Source organism: Pseudoalteromonas sp. SG41-5 (assembly GCF_014164495.1).
GTDB classification, from domain to species: Bacteria; Pseudomonadota; Gammaproteobacteria; order Enterobacterales; family Alteromonadaceae; genus Pseudoalteromonas; species Pseudoalteromonas rhizosphaerae.
Window position 1 is genome coordinate 35,821 of the sequence record NZ_JACJFH010000021.1, and the last position, 20,855, is coordinate 56,675.

The window sequence follows — 20,855 nt, forward strand, 5'->3', positions numbered from 1 at the left end:
GAAGAATAATATGAATACTGAAATTTTAAGAGTTAATAACCTAAGCAAGTCTTTTTCTAATGGCGAACAAGTCAGTCAAATTTTAAAAGGGATTAGCTTTACCGTGTACGACGGCGAGTTTATTTCTATTTCTGGGCCTTCTGGTTGCGGCAAGTCAACACTCCTTAACATTATGGGGCTGCTCGACCCCCCTCAAAGTGGTGAATATTACATTGACGGTTTACTCGTCTCTGATATGGACTCAAACCAACGTGCGAAAGTACGCGGTAATCGCATTGGCTTTGTGTTTCAATCGTTTAACTTAATTGATGAAATGACCGTACTTGAAAATGTCGCTTTACCATTAAAATATCGGGGAGACTCGCTATCTTCACGTCACGCAAGAGCGTTAGATTGCCTAGAAAAAGTAGGTTTGGCTGATAAAGCTGATTTACATCCGAATCAAATTTCTGGTGGTCAACAACAACGCGTATCGATTGCACGCGCACTAGCTGGCGATTCTGGCATCATGCTGGTCGATGAGCCCACAGGTAACTTAGACTCAAAAAACGGCGATGCAATCATGGCGTTAATAAAAGATCTTAATCAGCAAGGCACCACCATTGTATTGGTTACCCATGATCCCCGTTATGCCGATATGGCTACGCGCAATATCCAGTTAAGAGACGGTACTGTAGTTGCCCAAAACGATGAACTCGTGCCAAGCACACCTGCAAATGTAGAACAGGTTGCTCAGTCATGTTAAAAACTGCCTACAATACTTTTAAACGTGCCAAACAATACTATTTCACCACCGTTTTTACACTGGCACTTACACTGTCCATGGTGCTTAGTTCATTTAGCTTGGTTGATCTAGTGTTTTTCGCCCCACTACCTTATCAGCAGAGCGATAACTTATATTTGCTTGAAGGCACAATTAATTCTAAAGGTTATTCAGGGCCCGCTAGTAACTCAAAAATAATGAGCTACATACAGAGTGAAAATACCGTTTTTACTGATGTTGCTGCTTACCATCGATGGACTGACTACAAGCTACTAGATAAACCAACAAGACCTGCTGTGGACGTAATACTTGCCACACATAATTTATTTGATCTACTCGGCGTACAACCCAAACTTGGTCGGTTATTTAACAAAACAGAAGCACTCGGTACTCAGCAAATGTCGGTCGTATTAGGCTACCGCGCTTGGCAAACCCACTATAGTGGTGACCCGAATATTGTTGGTAAAAAAATACAGCTCAATCAACGTCGCTTTACCGTTGTTGGTGTCGCCCCCGATGATCTTATATTACCCACTTATAGCAATATAAATGATGCAATATGGCTTCCTATTGATGCAGACGAAGCTTTTAACCCTAAAACATCTAACGGTTTCATGGGCGCGTATAAGAGTGTTGTTAGATTTAAGCCCACAGCCTCAGAGCAAGAGATCACGGAACAATTAGCTGACTTATCACTTAAAGGTGCACAGTTACATGCCGCTGATATTTTAAAAGATTTTACTGTCAATGCGCGTGTTATTGCATTTAATGATGCACTTAGGGGTGACAGCGGTAAAATTGTATTAATGCTATTATTGGGTGTGTGCTTATTAATGCTCATTGCACTTATCAACCTTTCTAGTATGCAGCTCGCTAAAGCCATTACGCGCATCAAACCCCTTGCAATCAGCTTTGCATTTGGGGCAAGCAAAAAACAACTAATTATTGAAACGTTAAAACACAATATTTTACTTATTAGTATTGCAGTGTTACTTGCTTTAACACTTACTCAAATCGGCTTTATCGTTATTCAAAACCTAGCAGCTGACGCCATTCAACGTTTAGACACGCTTTCTCTTAGCTTTAATACTTTGTTATTTTCAGCTTTTCTAATTATTAGTATTGCCTCACTCTATTCATTTATAGAACTTAGTGTAGTGAAAGAGCAAAACTTAATGAGCAGCCTACAAAGCAGCGGTAAAGGCACGGGCAAGCAAATGAGTTCAGCCACCAGCCATTTACTTGTTGGTCTGCAAATTTTGTTTTCGTTTTTAGTATTAACCACTGCTAGCCACGTAGTTTTAGTAACACTTTCGGAAGCACTCAGAGATAACGGACTGGATACAGAAGGTAAATATTCATTAACAATAAACTATAGTAATGTCGATAAATCCGGCGAACGTATTAATTTACACAAAGCAATTAACCATAGGTTGCTGGCGCTTAATAATGTGAGCAGCTTAGCTGTGTCATCCGAAATGAGGCTGCCAAAAACGGTTAATGTCAATCAAATATATAACGAAGCTGGACAGTATATTGCCCAAGCACGTAATAGCTTAGTAACTGCCAATTACTTTACTGAACTTAACTTAACGATAACGGGTAATGGCTTTGCCAAAGGGGATGAACAATTAGAAAACCCACCGATCATTATCAATCAACGCCTTGCAGATTTACTTAATAAAAACAGTAATGAAGTACTAAACAGTAAAGTGAGTTTTGATAATAAAAGATATTACTCAATCATAGGTATTGTCAGCAACACCTATGTACCGGGCAGCCCTGAAAGTGAAGACTTTGAAGTTTTTACACCTAAAGATTACCCTGGTTGGCAACAATTTACATATTTGATTACTGTTGCAGATGAAAATAATGCAATTGCCCATATTCAACAAGCAGTATTAGAAGTAGATCAACGATTAGACATTAATAACATAGCCTCTTTAACAAGTATGTTTGATGAAAAAAGGCAACGTCACTTAAATGCAGCATGGCTGGCTATTGTGTTGGCATCAACATCGCTGCTGATGGTGTGTATTGGCATAAACGGTATTGTTAGCTATTTAGTTAAAGTGCGCAGATATAGCTTAGGCGTAAAACTTTCTATGGGGGCTGACAATTATAGGTTACTAAAAGAAAGCTTATTAGAACTCATGCAACCCATAATAATGAGCTTAGTGTTAGCCTTTTCGTTGGCATTTTTAATTATAGGCTATTGTATGTCATTACCTGGGGTTGACCTGCCTATAGACTGGTGGTTAACAACGGTCATTTGGCTGGGTTTATTAGCGATATCAGTACTTGCCAGCTTTTTTCCGATCAACCAAACGTTACGACAAGATCCAATAAAGGCATTACGAAATGAGTAAACTTTATCTTATTATAGCGTTATGCTTCATTGCCTCATCATACGTTGAAGCTATTGAAATAGATAATAGTAAGTGGGCTAATCTCATAGAGTCTACAGGGCAAGAAACTATTTCATTATCACCAAATGGGGAGCTGGTTTTATTTTTACACCAAATTGAATACCCATCTATTGAATATTTATCTCAACAGCGCGTCGCATTAGCTGGTCTGGATTTTTATACTGATTTATCGAGCAGAGTTGATACTGAACAATATAGCCGCGCAACTTTATTTAATCTTGCAACAAACGCTAGAGAAGAAATTAAGATTCTAGAAGGAGTGATTGTCGATTTTAATTGGTCTCCTGATGCTAAAAAAGTCGCATTTTTAATTCAGCAGGGTGCCAATACAAACCTATGGTTGTACGATATAAATAACAATGTATCTAACAAACTAACAGATCTCAATTTATCCACAAGTCTTGGCGGAAGACATCTGCGATGGCTACCTGATGGCCAAAGTATTGTCGTCAAGCAGCGAAATTTGCCAATAAAGACATCTGAATATATACGTAAAAAACCCAATTTGTTGTCATCTGAGCTGCAAAAAGATCAAGGGCGGACCCATCAAAGCTTATTAATAAATGACGAGATGAAGAATCAGTTTACATCTATCAATCAAACCAAATTAGTGAAGATAGACCTCAATGGTAAAGTTTCTACATTAACTAAAAGTGGCTTATTTAATGATTTTTCCGTCTCTCCTGATGGTAAGTATTTACTGTATTCGATGCCACCGAGTGAGCTGTCATCTTATTTACCTTATAAAAAATGGGGGAGCGCTTATAATATCGTTAATATAGAAGAGCCAACTATCACATACAGCTTACCCAATTTAAACGATAAAATTAATCTACCTAAATCTAAAGATAGCGTACCTATTGGCGCTAGGTTAGTTAAATGGCTACCATCAGAAGACTCAACTGTGACTTGGGTCGAAGCGAGTGATAGAGGTGACATGTCTTTAGCTCAAACTTACCATGATCACATCTACAAACTGGTAAGTCCATTTGACGAGAATAAAAAACTGGTGCATCAAGTAAAATGGAGAATTCACGATGTATTATGGGGCGTTTCAGGAATAGGTGTACTTCAAGAATGGCGCTATGATAGCAAACAGGCAAGAACTACCTTAATCAACGCCGAAACTTCTGTGAATTATTTAATCCATGAAAGAGATTATCGTGATAAGTTCAACGACTTTGGTGACCCACAGACTCTCCGTACGCCTGAAGGATATGAAGTTTTAGTTGAACAAGATAATTATTTATTTTTCTTTTCCTCAGGACAAAGTAAAGAAGGTATAAAGCCAATAGCTCAATCCTTTAATACATCGAATCACGTTGTTGAAACTATATTTTTAAGCAATGCTGACAATATAGAAATGCCCCTAAGAATCGCTAATGACACCTTAATAATAGAAAAGCAAAATAATACAAGCGCACCTCAATACTACGCATTAACGAGTAAAGGTTTCAAAAAACAGATTTCACTTTTATCAAGCGAAAATAAAAATAGTTTTGCTAACCAGCCACTTACTATCAATTACAACAGAAGCGATGGATTAAATCTGGTTGGAACGCTGCATTTACCTAACAATTATAAAAGGAATAAATCAGATAAAATCCCTGCTATTTTATGGATTTACCCCGATGAATTTAAAAACAAAAAACTGAGCCAGCAAAATACAGTACGCACGAATTTATTTAGAGAGTTTGATCCACTAAGTCCCTTGGTATTTCTTCATGACGGTTTTGCCGTTTTCGAATCTCCCTCAATGCCAATCACTTCATTTAATGGGGGAGAGCCTAACGATGACTTCATTAATCAGATTCGTTTAAATGCCGAAGCTGCAGTCAATGCTTTAGAAGATACTGGCTCTATTGATATTCAAAGATTAGTTGTTATGGGGCATTCTTATGGAGCCTTTACTGTGGCTAACTTACTCGCGCATACAGATCTATTCAAAGCTGGTATTGCTCGAAGTGGTGCTTACAATAGGACTCTTACCCCTTTTGGATTTCAGGGTGAAAAACGTAATCTATGGCAAGCAAAGGAAACATATATTAATATATCCCCTCTAATTTATGCGGACAAAATAAATGAGCCTTTATTGTTAGTTCATGGTGAAAGCGATCAAAACTCGGGCACTTACCCAATGCAATCAATGAGAATGTATCAGGCACTAATTGCTAATAAAAAGACGACTCAGCTAATTATGCTTCCGTATGAAGGACATACATATCAAGCTAAAGAAAACCTATCTTACTTGCTCGTTCACCAGTCTGAATGGGTAAAGAAATGGCTAAACACTTCTGAATAATATGCTAAAACTATTTAATCCACGCCAAAAAGAGCTGCTTGAGCAACGCAAAACCGCCCATGAGACTTGCCGCTTGTTTAACAAAAGCCCCAGCAAAGGTAATTTAAAACGCATTAAGAGTTTATTTACTCAATGTGGTGAAGGCGTGATTATTGAGGCAGGCTTCCACTGTGACTATGGCTCGCAATTTGAAATTGGTGATCGTACTTTTATAAACATTAATTGTACGGTGTTAGATGCCCCCATTAGTGAGGGGGCAATTACGATTGGCAGTGATTGTTTAATTGGCCCGAACGTTCAACTATTGGCCGTATCTCATGCAGTCAATCCAGCCGAGCGACTCAATAAAGAGAACTTTGCAGCACCGATTACTATTGGCAATAACGTTTGGATTGGCGCGGGGGTTATTATTTTAGCAGCTATTACCATTGGCGATAATGCTGTTATTGGCGCAGGGTCGATAGTAACAAAAAATGTGGCAGCGAATACAGTTGTTGCAGGAAACCCCGCTGTTAAGATTAAAGATATTTAAGAGGCCTAAACAAGAAAAAGGTCTATCGGTGTTCTGATAGACCTTAAGTAGGGTTCTTTACTCGTTATTACTCATATCTTAGTGTTAACGATGGCCGTGTGCTGGCGGCTTTAAAGGCGAGGCTTGCAACCGTGAGCCAAGTAATTGCAGCAACACTTAGAGCTGCAACCAGATAAACCCACAGCGCTTGATCAACACGCTCATTAAAGTTGGCTAACCAATCGCCCACCAGCCAATAAGTTAGAGGAAAAGCGATTGCGATACTTGCGGCAACTAAAATCAAAAACTCTTTTGCTATTAAGTTCATAATGCTGATGCGTGATGCGCCAAGGACTTTGCGTACCGCGACTTCTTTTTGGCGACGTAGTACCGAGAATGATGCTAAGCCAAAGGTGCCCACGCACGCTAAAAATACGGCTAAACCAGAAAATAAAGTGACAAACTCGGTCGCTCGTTCATCATTACGATAAAGCGCACGGTAGTTTTCGCTCAGCATATCTATTTGTGGGTCGTGAATTGCGAGGTTCTCTTCTAAAATACTTGCAAGCTGCGCTTTAATAGGCTGTATTTTAGCAGCGTCCATGTCTACGATAACGCGGCCGTCCCAACTATTTGTGTAGCCACAAATTAAGATGGTAGAGGGCTGCGCGTCTTTAACACTGCCTACTTTAATATTTTTAACCACACCGACAACTGTTAAGATTAAATCTTTGCCATTGCCCGGACTTGTGCGCCATGTACTGCCAATTGCATCACTTGGTGTTGCATAACCGACTTGTTTTACTAGCGACTCAGTCAATATGGCTGAAGCCGTTGCTTTAGTATCACTGACTTCACTAAACCAATCAGCAGCCATTTTTTCACTGAAATCTCGCCCAGCGACCAATGTTAGGCCCAATGTTTGGGCTATGTCGTTACCTGCGCCAATAATGGGTAAACTTTGTTTGGTAAATTGACCATTATCGGCCGTAAATGTAAGAGACGATTTATATGAGCCTGTTACATCAACATCCATAACGCTGACTTTGTTTACGCCATCAATCCCGTTAATACGATTTAGTAATGCTGTATTATTGTTGTGTAATATATCTTCAGCTGATATATCACTGATAACCAATTTACTTTCTTTGGTATAGCCCACTGGTAGAGACTGTAAATAAGCAAGCTGTTGTTGCAGCAATAAAGCGCCAATAATTAAACCGACAGATAATGCCGATTGTACAACTAATAAACCTTTTCTAACCGCAATGGCTGTGCGACCACGTTGCATGTCACCACTGAGCACTCTTTTTGCACTAAATGCTGACATAAACATGGCAGGATAGATCCCCGCAAGCAAACCAACTGATATTACAACAACAGCAATAGCGACGCCCAATAAAGAGTTATAATTAAGCGATAACTGCCTATCGACTAATTGATTAAAAGCAGGTGTTAGCAATTCAACCAACATACAGGCAATTAATGCTGCAATAATGGTAATAAGTAATGACTCGGTTAAAAACTGGCTTATAATTTGTAATTTACTCGCGCCAAGTGCTTTACGTACACCCACTTCCTTGGCACGTTTTGCCGATTGAGCAATACTCATATTAATAAAATTAAACGCAGCTAAAAGTACCAATAAAATACTCAAACCAATACAAATCCGCAGCGTTGAAAGCGAGCCATTCTTTTTCATTTCATAGTTAGAGTTGGAAGTTAAATGAATAGACGTTAGCGGATGTAATGTCATTTTTGCTAAATTTGGGTTTTCGTAAGCAATTTTCATGTAGCGTTGCTCAATAGTCTCTGCCAACTTTTCAACATCAGTACCTGGTTTTACTCGAATATAAGAGGCACTATTCATGTTTTGATATTGAGTATTGGCTGGTAACTCTTTAATTAACCCTTGAAAAAAGAAGTGCGTATTTTCAGGTAAATCAGCAAATACCGCCCCAATCTGCCAACGTTTACTCCCTTGTATTAAGGTTTCACCAATAATGTCCGTGCGGCCAAAAATACGTATAGCGTACTGCTCACTCAATGCGAGCATATTTGGTGTAGTAAGCACTTTGGCTAAGTCGCCTGCAACTAAGTCAATATTCACAAAATCAGCTATATTGGTGCTTGCCGACGCAATACTTTCTAACTTATAACCCACATCATCACGCACAAATTCAGCACCAGACGGACTAGGCTCTAGTGATAGTATGTCTTCTATTTCAGCCATGTCTTTAAAGGTATTCATAAGATCTTTGTTGGTCATCGGCCCGCCAACCCCTAAAGATGTAAAATACTGATTAACACGATAAACACGCTCCGCATTGGGTTGCTGCTTATCATAAGACGCTTCGTAAAAGGCAAACATAGCCACTAAAATAGCCGCCGCTAAACCAATACTTAAACCAAGTACATTGAGCAAAAAGTGTTGTTTTTGCTGCTTAAATGAGCGCATTGCGGTCATGATATAATTTGTAAACATTATCAAATTCCTTCTTACCCCAAAGGGTTAGAATAAAAACAGTTGGCAAGTCAAAAAATCACTCACCATATCATTGAGATATACATAAGACAGATCATGTTTGAGCGCAAAAACACTCAGTGTAATAAATAAGATTGCTGCACTAGATCTTATCAATTGCACTGGGACATGCTGTAAAAAGTAACGATAGTAAACGTGCATTACGCAACAACAGCATCCGCAACACTTGATGATTGTTGCTGTAAATTCGCTTTATCAACCATCACTTGGCCATCAAGTAAGCGCACTAAGCGATCAGCGTAATTACCTTCTTTCTCTGAGTGGGTAACCATAATAACCGTGGTACCTTCTTTATTTAATTCGCGCAGCATCGCCATCACTTCATCACCATTTTTAGAGTCGAGGTTACCTGTTGGCTCATCGGCTAATATAAGCTTTGGATTGATGACTAATGCACGCGCAACGGCTACCCGCTGCTGCTGACCACCTGACAGTTGCTGTGGTAAATGCTCGCCTCGGTGATCAATACCTACGCGTTTTAAAATGGCTTCTACGCGTTGTTTACGCTCATTTTTTGATATTTTTTGATACTGTAACGGCAACTCTACGTTTTCATATACAGTTAGCTCATCAATCAAGTTAAAGCTTTGAAAGACAAACCCGATCGATGCTTTACGTAGCTCTGCTAGTTGCTTTTCGCTATAGCCTGCAATGTCGGTTCCAGCAAAATCAAAGCTACCTGCACTTGGTGAATCCAACATACCTAAAATAGACAGCAAAGTTGATTTACCACAGCCCGAAGGCCCCATTATCGCTAAAAAATCACCTTCGGTTACGGTTAAGTTAATATTACTTAGCGCTGTAGTTTCAACATCTTGAGTACGAAATACGCGGCTTAAATTAGTTAGTTTGATCATTGTTATTTTCCTTAAAATTGTAGTTGCTGTGCTTTATCAAAGTTACTGTAGCTTGAGGTAATCACTTGATCCCCAGCATTGAGCCCTTCAAGCACTTCAAAATAGTTTTGATTCTTTTTGCCTAAGCGAATATCACGACGCACTGCTTTATCACCGCCTTGCTCAATAACATAAACCCAGTTACCGCCCGAGTTGGTAAAGAAAGCGCCACGTTTAAGCAGTAAGGCATTGTTTTTATCGCCTCCCAGCATTAACTCAATATCAATACTTTGGCCGCGCTTAATGCTTTTGGTGTTACTGGGTAAATCCACTTCAATTTGAAATTGCGACTGCTGTACGCGGCTATCAATTTTGCTCACCTTGGCGTTCACTGTGCCGCTTTCAAGTTCAATCATCACGGTCATGTCACGCTGTACTTGGTTTAAATAAAACTCATCAAGGCGTACCACTAATTTATATTCATTTGGAATATCAATTTGGCCTAATCGCGCGCCACTGTTTTTAGATTCACCAATTTCCACATCAAGCTCGCTTAGGTAGCCTGAAACAGGCGCTTTGATTAATAAATTGTCGAGATTTCGACGCGCAAACTGCAGGTTTTTTTCAAGCATTTTAGCGCTGTCTGATAACTGTGCGACTTGCACCTCACGGATTGAGTTTTCTTGCTTTTGACGCTCAAGCGTGAGCTCTTTACGAGCGTGGTAATAATTTAAATCTTCTTCTAACTCTGCAAGTTGCTCCTGCGCTAATACGCCACTTTTAACCAAAGGTTTAGTTTGCTGTAAACGACGGGTGAGGTGCGTAATTTTTAGCTCTATTTCTAATAAGTCACGGCGTAAATTTAACCGGCTGGTTTCCATAGTCATTTGCGTATTGCGTAAAAAATTTAGCTGCTCAGTTACTTGGGCTTCGCGACTCATTACATCTAGTTGTAAGTTGGTATTGCTCAAACGCACTAGTGGTTGGCCTTTCTCAACATATTCGCCTTGCTCCACTAAACGCTCCTCAACTTGCCCACCGGCGATGGTATCAAGGTAAATACTGGTTTTTGGTACCACTTGACCGCGTAAACTTAAGGCATCTTTAAATGCACCTTGTTTCACCGTGCTAACGGTTAAACTACTGCGTTCAATATTCTGGCTACGCCCTGTATTACCTGTTTGTGTAAACCCATACGCAGCGGCAGCAACACCCAATGCCAATGCTGCAAAGGTGAATTTCTTTAAATACTTTTGCGTAAATGAGCGTTCTATTCTCTTATCCATGTTGGCCACCTTGATACAGGTTTAATAAACTAATTACCGATAGTTATTACAAACGCTGTGCCAACTTTATTTAATATTAAAATTCAATGCCTTATAATTAAATGAAATTATTATTATGTTTGTAGTGTCCGTTAATAGAACACTTTTTTATTTTATAAACGTCCATTTATGGACACTGTTCCTTTTTTGTTTTAGGCTAAATAAAACTCTATAAAAATAAAAATCATGAAACACACAGGCTCGCTTTTAATTGTTGATGACAACCCCGATATTCTAATCGCCGCACGGTTATTGCTAAAGCAGCATTATCAAAGCGTTAAAACCACTGACAACCCATTTGATATTGCTGACATCATTAACGAGCAACGCAAAGCTGATCAGCCAATTGATGTGATCTTACTCGACATGAACTTTACCCAAGACTCCATCAGCGGCAAAGAAGGTTTTTATTGGTTAAAAAAAATCATCGAGCAAGACGCTAATATCGTTGTTTTGTTAATGACCGCCTACGGCGACATTCAACTCGCGGTGGATGCTATTAAAGCAGGCGCATCTGATTTTATTGCTAAACCTTGGCAAAACGAGCAACTACTTGGGGCTGTGGCGGCGGCTTTTTCACATGCCAAAGACAAACAGCAAGTGGGTAAGCTTACCCGTCAAAAGGACGGCCTTAATCAAGTACTCAATAATCAGCCATTTGAGTTTTTAGGTCAAAGCGCCGCTATGCAGCAGGTATTCACCACCATTGAAAAAGCCGCACAAACTGATGCCAATATACTGATCACCGGCGAAAGCGGCACAGGTAAAGAACTCACCGCGCATGCCATTCATCAAGCAAGTATGCGCCATAATCAAACCTTTATGAGTTTAGACATGGGTGCTGTGGCACAGAACCTATTTGAAAGTGAGCTATTCGGCCATAAAAAAGGCGCATTTACCGATGCCAAAAGCGATCGAATTGGTAAATTTGAGCTCGCCCAAGGCGGAAGTTTATTTTTAGATGAACTAGGCAATTTGCCCCTTGAGCATCAAGCTAAACTGCTTGCCGCATTACAAAACCGCAAAATTACACCTGTTGGCGGCAGCAAAGCGATTGATATTGATATCCGCCTAATTTGTGCCACTAATGATAACCTTGATCAAGCTGTCGCCGAGGGGCGTTTTCGCCAAGATTTGTTATACCGAATAAACACCGTTGAAATTCGCTTACCTGCTTTACGTGAACGCAGTGATGACATCCCAATGCTAGCAGATTATTACCTCAATCATTTCGCACAAAAGTACAAGCGCAACTTAACCATAAAAACACATGATATGAGCTTACTTTGTCAATATGCATGGCCAGGCAATGTCCGCGAGCTTGCTCATGCTATTGAGCGGGCTGTTATTTTAAGTGATGGCGATAATCTTGATGTTAGCTCAGTGATTGGTAGTGCTGGTGCTACTAATCATACAACCACCAATGACAACGAGGCATTCGACACCTTTGATCTTGAGATACTCGAGCAGCGCACTGTGCGTGCAGCGCTAACACATTACCAAGGTAATGTTAGCCATGCGGCCAAAGCCTTAGGGTTAACGCGTGGTGCTATGTATCGCCGTCTTGAAAAGTATGGGCTATAACAATGCGCCCTCATTTATTATTAACTATTAATATTGTGGCACTTATTAGCGCCAGCGCACTCGTTAGTTATCTATTACAAAATAATGGGCTTTCAGCAACTTCGCTGTTAATTATATTAGTCACTGCGGCCTTGATAACGCATATTTTTACGCTCTTTAAGCGCCAACAAAAACAAGCTGAAATGGTGATACGTGCTTTAGCGAATGGCGACAGCACCTTAGGGCTTGGTCAACAACACCCAATGCTTAAACAATTTGAGCAAGTAAAAACACAAATGCAAACCGCGCGCTTTAATGCCGAGCAACAAGCGCAGTTTTTACAAGCTTTGCTCATCCATGTTGATTTAGCCGTATTGGTATGTGATGACAATGGAAAGGTGATCGAATCAAACCCTGCAGTTAGCAAATTACTGGGTAAAAGCTTTCAGCATTTGCAAGAGTTAGGCGCTGTTGGCGAGCTAATTTTGAACGCCAGTAATAATATTCGCAGCACCACCTATTGGCAAAACGGCGAACAGCACGACACCCTCTCTATTCAACTGAGTATTGCCGAAATACAAGGTAAAGTACGCCGAGTAGTGAGCTTGCAATCAATTCACGACCAGTTACAACTCAAAGAACAACAAGCTTATAAACGCTTAACTAAAGTACTTACGCACGAAATTGCCAACTCCATTACCCCACTTTCATCGTTAGCGAATACATGTACTAACTTACTACCACAAGAACTGTGTTTTATTGATATTGAAGATAAACAAGACTTACAGCTTGCCCTAAGCACCTTAGCATCAAGAACGGCACATTTAGGCGACTTTATTGCTCGTTTCCGCCAAGTTAGCAGCTTACCTAAACCCAATTTAGCACCTGAAAATTTAGCCGATATGCTAGCGCGTATTGTCGCTTTACATCAACAACAAGCACGCGTTCAACACACCCATATTGAACTGTCGATTAAAAATCAGCAGTTAGTAATGCTTGATAGCAGCCAAATAGAGCAGGTATTAGTAAACTTAATAAAAAATGCTCTTGAAGTACTAAAGAGTAGCCAAAAGTACAGCGCTGAGAATGTCGTTCAAGCAAAGATCGAAATCAGCTTGGCACAAAACACTAGCCAGCAACTTTATATAGAAATCAACGACAACGGCCCAGGAATCAGTGAGCATGTGATAGATATGATCTTCGTACCATTTTTTACCACCAAGCAACAAGGCTCCGGCATTGGCCTTAGCCTCTCTCGGCAAATAATGCTCAACCACGGTGGTGATTTAATTTACGTGCAAAAACCACAAGGCGCCTGTTTTAGGTGTGTATTTGGTTGAGTGTAGAACACCATTTAAGGTGACGACTCATTAGCATTAGCCCTTTCGAGCTAAAGCACGACCTACTAAATTGCACAGCATATCTCGTAGGTCTTCGTTTACGGCGATAGTTAATTTGCAATACAGGTAATTAAGTCAACCTAAAGATCAGCGGGCTTACCAATATAAGTCCGCAATAAAAGCCAGCTCTAACTTGCCATGCTTTATATTTACCTGTGACTTTAATCCCTAACATCGGGCTTAATAAGTCGATACGGCGCGCAGCAAGAAACACCAGCCAACAAATAATGAAAGTGAGGCTGAGTATAAGTAATGGCTCCACAAAACCACCTAATTGCAGCTTCGACAAGTAAAACGCAAGACCAATAATTATACTTTGGTGTAATAAATAAAAAGGGAATACTGCACAGTTTAGTAAAGCCAGTTTAGGGTGATCGTGATTCAAAAAACGTTGTGCAAGTGCCAACATAAATAATACACCGACTAATCGTTGCGCGGTATACAGCATATCCATGCTGGTAATTTGCCATTGGCTGGCGGCAGGATTTTGCCAAATCATGTGATAACCCAGCACGACAACTAAATAACCTAAAATGAATACCACTAATAACGCCTGCCAGTGACGTAGCAGTTGGCTGTAAAATGCAGGCTGCCAAGCAAGCAAGTAACCGTAAAGTAAAAACAACGCGCCCATGGGGTATCGGAATGTATCACTCGGCCAGCTCAGTTTTAAAATACACAGCGGCAATAGCAATACAATAAAAACAATAACTAACGATCGCTCACATAAACGCGTGATTACTGCTTGCACAGTAGCGTGATGAAGCAGCGGTATCATTAACACCAGCAATAAAGTAAATTGCCATAACGAACGTAAGTACCAAAGATGGTTTACATCAACATGTGGCCAAATACCTGCTTGGTAGTGATTAAATAAAGGGTTAGTTAAATCAAAGAACTGCTGGTAGAACTGCCAAAAGCTCATAGCTAAACCAACCTCTTGGCTCATTTGCGCATAAAGCTGAATCGGCACTATAAACCAAATGCCAAACAATAAAGGCAGTAATATTTTTACACTGCGCGTAATTAAAAACATATCTAAACTAAAGCGCGCAATAATAAAGCGCAGCGCTACTCCTGAAATAAACCAGATTAGTCCCATTCGCCACGGTGACAGTAACAACATGACATTTTCAACACTGCTAGACAAATACTGGCTTTTAAAATGAAATCCCCAGTTTTGGCTGTATAACATGCCGGTGTGATAAAAAATTAATAAACCAAACGCAATCACCCGTAGCCAATCAAGATCATAACGGCGCTTTGGCAGTTCATCATGCTGATTAAATACATTTAGCCATGGCTGTAATAGCGTACGTGTTGTGTTTTTAATTACTATTTTAAGTTTCATGGTAGATTTAGCTTACGACTAATTAATAACAAATATGAACAACAATCTGCGTTAAGCAATCAGAAAAGGCTGATAAAACAGTCAGTAGGGATAAACGGTGGATATCAGGGATGATAAGTTTGGTGATCTATCACTATCTTGCTAGTCTAATTATGGTCTTTTAAAGAGTAACAATAATAATGATCTCCTTAACGCATTTTCAGCGCTACCAGAGATGGTATGCGGCATTATTTTTATCTAGTTATATTTTTATCAACAATACTATAAATGCCAGCTCAAACATTATGGAAGCCCAGCGAGATGGCGAACTCCCATTTATGATCTGGGAGCCGTTTGTATGGGAATATTCCAGCGCTATTGGCACCTTGTTGTTGTTTCCCGCTTTAGTTAGGCTATTAAAAACCCAGCCTTTTAATTGGCAAAAAATCCCCCGCTCATTACTGCTATATCTGCTGGCAAGCATTGCTTTTTCGTTATTGCATATTGGCATTATGGTCACCATTCGCAAGCTCATTTACACCGTACAAGGCATGTATTATGACTTTGGTTTGGTCTGGTTTGAATTACTTTATGAATACCGCAAAGACTTGTGGGGGTTCTTATTTTTAATTGCTGTTATTAAAACCTATCAATATGTAGTGAGCCAATTAAGTGGTGAAGCAGCACCGATCAGACAAGGCGAAGATACGCCTGAAAATTTAAATTTCGATAGACTACTGGTAAAAAAACTGGGAAAAGAATTTATTGTCCGCGTAGCACAAATAGACTGGCTTGAATCTAGCGGTAATTATGTAAATCTACATATTGATGCAAGAATTTACCCGTTACGTGCAACTATGAGCCAACTTATAACTCAGTTAGAACCGCAAGGGTTTTGCCGTATTCATCGCTCCCATGGCGTTCGGTTAGATGCGATTGAATCAATCACGCCACTACCGAGCGGAGACAGTGAAGTAAAACTTACAACCGGCAAAGTACTTAACTTATCGCGTCGCTATAAAGAGCAATTTAAGGGACAGTTAAATTCAACTACAAGTCATTCTTAACTCACGCTATGTTAAGCTAGCCTGATTTAGGTTAACCGCATTTATATTTTCGGAGTAGTTTAGTACGTGTCTTTAAATCGATTTATCCGCATTCTGCCATTGGTTGTTATTTTATCCGGTTGTGAAACCACACCCGAACAACCATCTTCACAACCTGATATTAAGGCTAACCCAAATATTGTTGTTAAAGAACAAAACGAAAATATTGAGCAAATAGCTCCCTTAAGTCCTCAGGAACTCGATGGTGTGTGGCAACGCATCCGAGCGCAGCTTACATTTTCCAATTCTAGCCACCCAGATGTGCAACAACGCATTGCATGGTATTTATCTCACCCAAACTATATGGATGAAATTAGTCGCCGTGCTGAGCCTTACCTTTATTATATTGTCACAGAGGTTGAAAAGCGGAACTTACCCATAGAATTAGCGTTAATGCCGCTAATTGAAAGTGACTTTGATGCCAGTGCCTATTCGCACAAGCATGCATCTGGGCTTTGGCAATTAACGCCTGCCATTGCTAAGTACTTTAAGGTAAAAATTAGCCCTTGGTACGATGGCCGCCAAGATGTGATCGACAGTACCCGCGCTGCTCTGGATTTTATGGAGTACTTATACAAACGCTTTGATGGTGATTGGTATCACGCTATAGCAGCCTATAACTTAGGTGAAGGCCGTGTACTTAGAGCGATCAGCAACAATAAAAAGCAAGGTAAACCAACTGACTTTTTCAGTTTAAAACTCCCTCAGCAAACCAGTCAGTATGTACCTAAACTACTTGCTGCGGCACAATTATTAAAAAGCCAAAAAATGGCGTTCCCTGCAATAGCAAATAAAGATGCAATTGCCAAAATAGCCATTTCTGGCTCAGTTATTTTAGATAATAAAGCCCAATGGCAACAGTTAGAGCCCTTAAACTACGGGGTCATTCGCTTTCCGGCGATTATTGATGCACCGCATCTCGTCGTTCCTGCTAGTGAGCAAAAGCAATTTGAGACTATGATTGCTGATCAAGATTCTAACGACTACAGCCAATGGCAACATTATACAGTTAAGCGTGGCGATAGTTTGAGCGTGATCGCTAAGCGCTACAAAGTAACTGTAAGCCAACTAAAAGCATTTAATAATTTGAAAAATAGTACCATACGTATTGGTCAAAAATTAGTGCTACCGCAGTTAGCCGATACGCAAATAGAGCATAAGGTTAAATCTGGCGAAAGCTTGTGGAAAATAGCTAACCATTACAAAGTCAGCATCACTAAGCTAAAACAATGGAACAGCCTTTCAAGCGATCGCTTAAAAATAGGCGATAAGCTAACCGTATTTTTATCAGCAAGTTAATAACATGAACGCTGGATAATAAGCCTATCTTCAGCGGCTATATGCAATGCTAACTGTGTTAGGCCTGAATAATTAAAGGGCTGCAATCATGCAGCCCTCTGCAAACAGTGATTAATCATCAGCTTGTGATTTAGTGTGGTACCAATTTACTGTGCGGGTCAGCATCATAATCAAACTCAGTACTGCAAACACCAGTAAACTGCCCATCAACAATGCGTAATCTTCTGCGCTTAATAGTCCGTAAAGTAAGCTGTATAAAAACAGAATAGCAATCAGAAACAACCCACCATGCTTAGTATTTTTCAACATTCCGGCCACATAAATACTCAGTAATAATGAAGAAGCTAATGCTGATAGTAAGTAAGCAAGGTTAAATCCTAGGTGCTCACCAAGTGATATCAACAATAAATAAAAAACGGCCAATGCTAAACCGACAAAGCCATATTGCACCGGATGAACAGGTTCGCTGCGAAGCACTTCGAGTAAAAAGAAGCTGGCAAATACCAATATCAGCACTAAAATTGCGTAGTTACTGGCACGATAGCTTTTTAAATAATGATCAACACCATCAACAAGATTAACTCCCATGCTACGTTGCTTAAATTGCTCGCACTGATTTTGAAAAACACAATGTTGAAACAGCTCTTTTAAGTTGGTAGCAAAGTAATTTGTTTGCCAGTTGGCAGTAAAGCCTTGCTCTGAAATACTTGAGTCGATAGGTAAGTAATCGCCAACGAAACTTGGATGTGGCCAATCGGCTTGCATGCTAAGAATGGTTTCTTTGCCGATAGGAGCAATAGCTAGTTTACGCATTCCTTGTAGATTTAAATCAATTTGATAATCCAACGTCTGTTGCTCAAGTAAAGCACTAAAATCGAGCTCAATATTAACGCCTTCGGGTAATTGCGCCAGCTTAGTGCCAGGCTGCAACGCATATTCTTGGTTATTTATGCGCATTGTACTGCCCTGACCAATACCGCGAATATCTTTAATCGCCATCACCATATGCACCTGTTTTATCTTTTTACCGGCTAATTCATTTAAAGCCTCGGTATTAAATTGGCCTGCAAAGTGATTCTCGGAGCGATATAGTAACGCCTTATAAATACCTCGGTATTTTTCAAAAGAAGATAATTCACTGTTTATTGTTAATGTTTCAGGTAGCAATAACAGCGTTTTTAACTGTTCAGTGGTGTTGCCTTCCACGGTGTGAGTTTCTATAAATTGCACTTGAATAAACGGCCCAATGACTTGTTGCTCACCGCTGCTGCTTTTAGCAATATCAGCTTGCACTTGTTGCTGATGTTCTGCACGTTCATCAATTAGGTTTTGGATCATAAAGATAGGCACTAATAACAGTACAATTAGGCCTATGATGATCACCAACTTCGTTTCAATTTTTTGTTTCATTATTATCTTTACTCCCTATTTAATATAGGAACTAGAGTAATCGACAAAAGTGGATTTTAAATGGTGCTTATATGGAGTCTTTATGGAGTTGGTAAAAACAGCTTAACGGATACGCCCTGCGGGGTATTATGGATGTCTAATTTTCCTTTATGCAACTTAACCACTTGTTCTACAAAGTTAAGCCCAAGGCCGGTACTTTTTTGTCCATTACTTCTGGCAAGCGAATAAAAACGTTCGGTTACTCTCTTTAACGCATAATCAGGTATCTTCGGGCCAGTATTTTCGACATTAATACAAAGCTCTCCTGCGGTTTGTGTGACCGTAATATTGATTTTCCCCTGCTCACATACAAAATCCAACGCGTTTTCAAACAAATTATACAAGCCTTGCTGTATTAAAAATTGATCCCCTACAAAGGCAACTTTGTTATCGCATACAACTCTTAACTCTACTTGTTTGGTCATTAGCCTGCTGATACAAGAGGCTTTTATCTGCGCTAATAAAGCAGGTAAATCAATTAATTGCCGCTGTTCAAGTTCTGGGATTTGCTCAAGCTTTGTTAGAGCTAACAACTTATCAATCAATTGCTGCATGCGCGTAGCTTCGGTTTCAATATTCTGAGCAAACAACTGTTGTTTATCTATCGTGGTAGGGGTTTGTAATATTTCACTGGCTCCTTTGATTGCTGACAATGGACTTTTTAACTCATGCGTTAGAGTTTGCACATAGTTTTCTACGTAACGCTTACCATCAAGCTGACGACGCATATTTTCAAGGGCATCACTGAGTAAGCTATATTCATAAAAAACTCTAAAGGTGGGTTTACTGGTTTTTTCACCGCGCCCCATTTTATCAGCATAGTCTGCAAGCTTATATAACGCAGTATTTATACGCCACGCGATTAACGCACCAATGATAAGTGCGAGTACACTCATTAACGCTAACCAAGTTAATACCCGATACCTAGAAATATCAATAAATGGCTGTACAGAACGGTTCGCTTTAGCAACTGTGACACTGCCAATTATCTCATCGTTATACATGATTGGTGCAGCAACATGCATTACTGTTGATAGCGGATCATTAGGGTCTAATGCAGTTGAACGTGCCCCGTACTCACCACGTAAGGTGAGGTAAACGTCATTCCATTTAGAGAAATCATTACCAACATCCTGCTGCCATGAATCCAGCACTACAATCCCTTGTTGATCGGTTATATAAACTCGATGATTAACTGATTTTTTTTCAACACCCCAAATAGCAGCATCGGGATCACGCAAACCATAAAAGTTGATTTGCTTAGCAAAAGCGCTCTGTGCAATATCGCCGTTCGCCATTGGGTTGCTTGCTATTACAGCCAGCATGTTTGCCATATCGACCAGTGTTTCTTCACTCGCTTGGCGTACCGTTGGCTTGATCTCTCTCATAACTGTTGAGCTAACCAAGTAAGCGGTTAAAATCACTAATACAAAGTAGAGTAAAAACAGCCTCAGTCCAAGCGGGATCTTAGGCCATCTTTTAAGACGAGCAAATACCGTATTTGTTGGCTTAGGTAGATTCATAGTAATAACCAAAACCACGTTTAGTATGAATACATTCCGGAGCCGATACTGCGCGTAATTTATTGCGAATAGCCTTGATGTGACTATCTACATTACGAGCATAGATAGCATCTTGGTGATTTTGCGCCGACAACAATAATTGCTCACGGGAGAATACTTGGCGAGGATGGCTAATTAACTTATCCAGCAATTTAAATTCCAATGCTGTGAGAGCCAATGCTTGGTTTTGGAAATGATAATCAAAATTTTCGGCATAAAGGCCTGAGGCTTGTTCTGAAGAGATGGATACTTTACTCGCAGCTTCGCTATGTCTAATTCTAAGTTTAACCCTTGCAAGCACTTCTCGCGGGCTAAATGGCTTAGTAATACCAATCTGCATAAAGATTAAGTCAATTTTATCCATTCTCTATAGCATATGCTTTTAACCGTATCAGGAACAGAAATGAATTTATTCCACGCTTGCGAAACCTGTTC

At 39.9% G+C, this 20,855-nt stretch carries 15 protein-coding genes; 8 read left to right on the plus strand and 7 right to left on the minus strand.

Features of this window, described 5'->3' with window-relative positions:
- The first annotated feature begins 10 nt into the window (after positions 1-10).
- The 4 genes from H5232_RS07890 to H5232_RS07905 are packed head-to-tail and all read left to right on the plus strand — an operon-like array spanning position 11 to position 6,026.
- Positions 11-745: an ABC transporter ATP-binding protein gene (locus H5232_RS07890; RefSeq protein ID WP_182830748.1), complete on the plus strand. Its 735-nt coding sequence runs from the start codon at positions 11-13 to the stop codon at positions 743-745.
- Positions 739-3,132 (plus strand): ABC transporter permease, encoded by a 2,394-nt coding sequence (locus H5232_RS07895; protein WP_149982303.1) that lies wholly within the window; start codon positions 739-741, stop codon positions 3,130-3,132. Before H5232_RS07890 ends, H5232_RS07895 begins: the two co-directional genes overlap by 7 nt.
- Entirely contained in the window at positions 3,125-5,494 is a 2,370-nt protein-coding gene (locus H5232_RS07900; RefSeq protein WP_182830749.1) for a prolyl oligopeptidase family serine peptidase, read from the plus strand. Before H5232_RS07895 ends, H5232_RS07900 begins: the two co-directional genes overlap by 8 nt.
- 1 nt (position 5,495) lies before the next feature.
- Entirely contained in the window at positions 5,496-6,026 is a 531-nt protein-coding gene (locus tag H5232_RS07905; RefSeq protein WP_149982305.1) for a sugar O-acetyltransferase, read from the plus strand.
- 67 nt (positions 6,027-6,093) lie between these two features.
- Here the strand turns inward: H5232_RS07905 and H5232_RS07910 are convergent, their stop codons facing one another.
- The 3 genes from H5232_RS07910 to H5232_RS07920 form a co-directional block, all read right to left on the minus strand.
- Positions 6,094-8,490 (minus strand): ABC transporter permease, encoded by a 2,397-nt coding sequence (locus tag H5232_RS07910; protein ID WP_182830750.1) that lies wholly within the window; start codon positions 8,488-8,490, stop codon positions 6,094-6,096.
- Positions 8,491-8,690: 200 nt separating this feature from the next.
- Positions 8,691-9,407, minus strand: coding sequence for an ABC transporter ATP-binding protein (locus H5232_RS07915; protein ID WP_182830751.1), 717 nt, complete (start codon positions 9,405-9,407; stop codon positions 8,691-8,693).
- Between the two features lie 11 nt (positions 9,408-9,418).
- Positions 9,419-10,672 (minus strand): efflux RND transporter periplasmic adaptor subunit, encoded by a 1,254-nt coding sequence (locus H5232_RS07920; RefSeq protein WP_182798111.1) that lies wholly within the window; start codon positions 10,670-10,672, stop codon positions 9,419-9,421.
- A gap of 225 nt (positions 10,673-10,897) precedes the next feature.
- Between H5232_RS07920 and H5232_RS07925 the strand changes: the two genes are divergently transcribed.
- Complete coding sequence (locus tag H5232_RS07925) at positions 10,898-12,295, plus strand: sigma-54 dependent transcriptional regulator (protein WP_182830752.1); 1,398 nt, start codon at positions 10,898-10,900, stop codon at positions 12,293-12,295.
- A gap of 2 nt (positions 12,296-12,297) precedes the next feature.
- On the plus strand, positions 12,298-13,614 hold the full coding sequence (locus H5232_RS07930; RefSeq protein WP_182830753.1) for a PAS domain-containing sensor histidine kinase: 1,317 nt from the start codon (positions 12,298-12,300) through the stop codon (positions 13,612-13,614).
- Between the two features lie 130 nt (positions 13,615-13,744).
- Here H5232_RS07930 and H5232_RS07935 read toward each other — a convergent pair whose 3' ends face one another.
- Positions 13,745-15,025, minus strand: a complete 1,281-nt coding sequence (locus H5232_RS07935; protein ID WP_182830754.1) for an acyltransferase — start codon at positions 15,023-15,025, stop codon at positions 13,745-13,747.
- A gap of 182 nt (positions 15,026-15,207) precedes the next feature.
- On the opposite strand from H5232_RS07935, the gene H5232_RS07940 reads away from it, so the two are divergent.
- Positions 15,208-16,071 carry a LytTR family DNA-binding domain-containing protein gene (locus H5232_RS07940; protein WP_182730743.1) on the plus strand — a complete coding sequence of 288 codons (864 nt, stop codon included), beginning with the start codon at positions 15,208-15,210 and terminating at the stop codon, positions 16,069-16,071.
- Positions 16,072-16,137: 66 nt separating this feature from the next.
- Entirely contained in the window at positions 16,138-17,409 is a 1,272-nt protein-coding gene (locus tag H5232_RS07945) for a LysM peptidoglycan-binding domain-containing protein (protein WP_182740172.1), read from the plus strand.
- Between the two features lie 111 nt (positions 17,410-17,520).
- Here the strand turns inward: H5232_RS07945 and creD are convergent, their stop codons facing one another.
- The 3 genes from creD to H5232_RS07960 form a co-directional block, all read right to left on the minus strand.
- A complete protein-coding gene (gene creD, locus H5232_RS07950) occupies positions 17,521-18,819 on the minus strand; it encodes a cell envelope integrity protein CreD (RefSeq protein ID WP_182830755.1) in 1,299 nt (432 codons plus the stop codon).
- Between the two features lie 80 nt (positions 18,820-18,899).
- Positions 18,900-20,381 (minus strand): two-component system sensor histidine kinase CreC, encoded by a 1,482-nt coding sequence (gene creC, locus H5232_RS07955; protein ID WP_182761667.1) that lies wholly within the window; start codon positions 20,379-20,381, stop codon positions 18,900-18,902.
- Positions 20,368-20,784 carry a winged helix-turn-helix domain-containing protein gene (locus H5232_RS07960; RefSeq protein ID WP_259400112.1) on the minus strand — a complete coding sequence of 139 codons (417 nt, stop codon included), beginning with the start codon at positions 20,782-20,784 and terminating at the stop codon, positions 20,368-20,370. Before H5232_RS07960 ends, creC begins: the two co-directional genes overlap by 14 nt.
- Positions 20,785-20,855: the final 71 nt, after the last annotated feature.

Coding starts and splice junctions, on each gene's coding strand:
- H5232_RS07890 (WP_182830748.1), top strand. CDS start 11: ATGAATACTGAAATTTTAAGAGTTAATAACCTAAGCAAGTCTTTTTCT.
- H5232_RS07895 (WP_149982303.1), top strand. CDS start 739: ATGTTAAAAACTGCCTACAATACTTTTAAACGTGCCAAACAATACTAT.
- H5232_RS07900 (WP_182830749.1), top strand. CDS start 3,125: ATGAGTAAACTTTATCTTATTATAGCGTTATGCTTCATTGCCTCATCA.
- H5232_RS07905 (WP_149982305.1), top strand. CDS start 5,496: ATGCTAAAACTATTTAATCCACGCCAAAAAGAGCTGCTTGAGCAACGC.
- H5232_RS07910 (WP_182830750.1), bottom strand. CDS start 8,490: ATGTTTACAAATTATATCATGACCGCAATGCGCTCATTTAAGCAGCAA.
- H5232_RS07915 (WP_182830751.1), bottom strand. CDS start 9,407: ATGATCAAACTAACTAATTTAAGCCGCGTATTTCGTACTCAAGATGTT.
- H5232_RS07920 (WP_182798111.1), bottom strand. CDS start 10,672: ATGGATAAGAGAATAGAACGCTCATTTACGCAAAAGTATTTAAAGAAA.
- H5232_RS07925 (WP_182830752.1), top strand. CDS start 10,898: ATGAAACACACAGGCTCGCTTTTAATTGTTGATGACAACCCCGATATT.
- H5232_RS07930 (WP_182830753.1), top strand. CDS start 12,298: ATGCGCCCTCATTTATTATTAACTATTAATATTGTGGCACTTATTAGC.
- H5232_RS07935 (WP_182830754.1), bottom strand. CDS start 15,025: ATGAAACTTAAAATAGTAATTAAAAACACAACACGTACGCTATTACAG.
- creD (WP_182830755.1), bottom strand. CDS start 18,819: ATGAAACAAAAAATTGAAACGAAGTTGGTGATCATCATAGGCCTAATT.
- creC (WP_182761667.1), bottom strand. CDS start 20,381: ATGAATCTACCTAAGCCAACAAATACGGTATTTGCTCGTCTTAAAAGA.
- H5232_RS07960 (WP_259400112.1), bottom strand. CDS start 20,784: ATGGATAAAATTGACTTAATCTTTATGCAGATTGGTATTACTAAGCCA.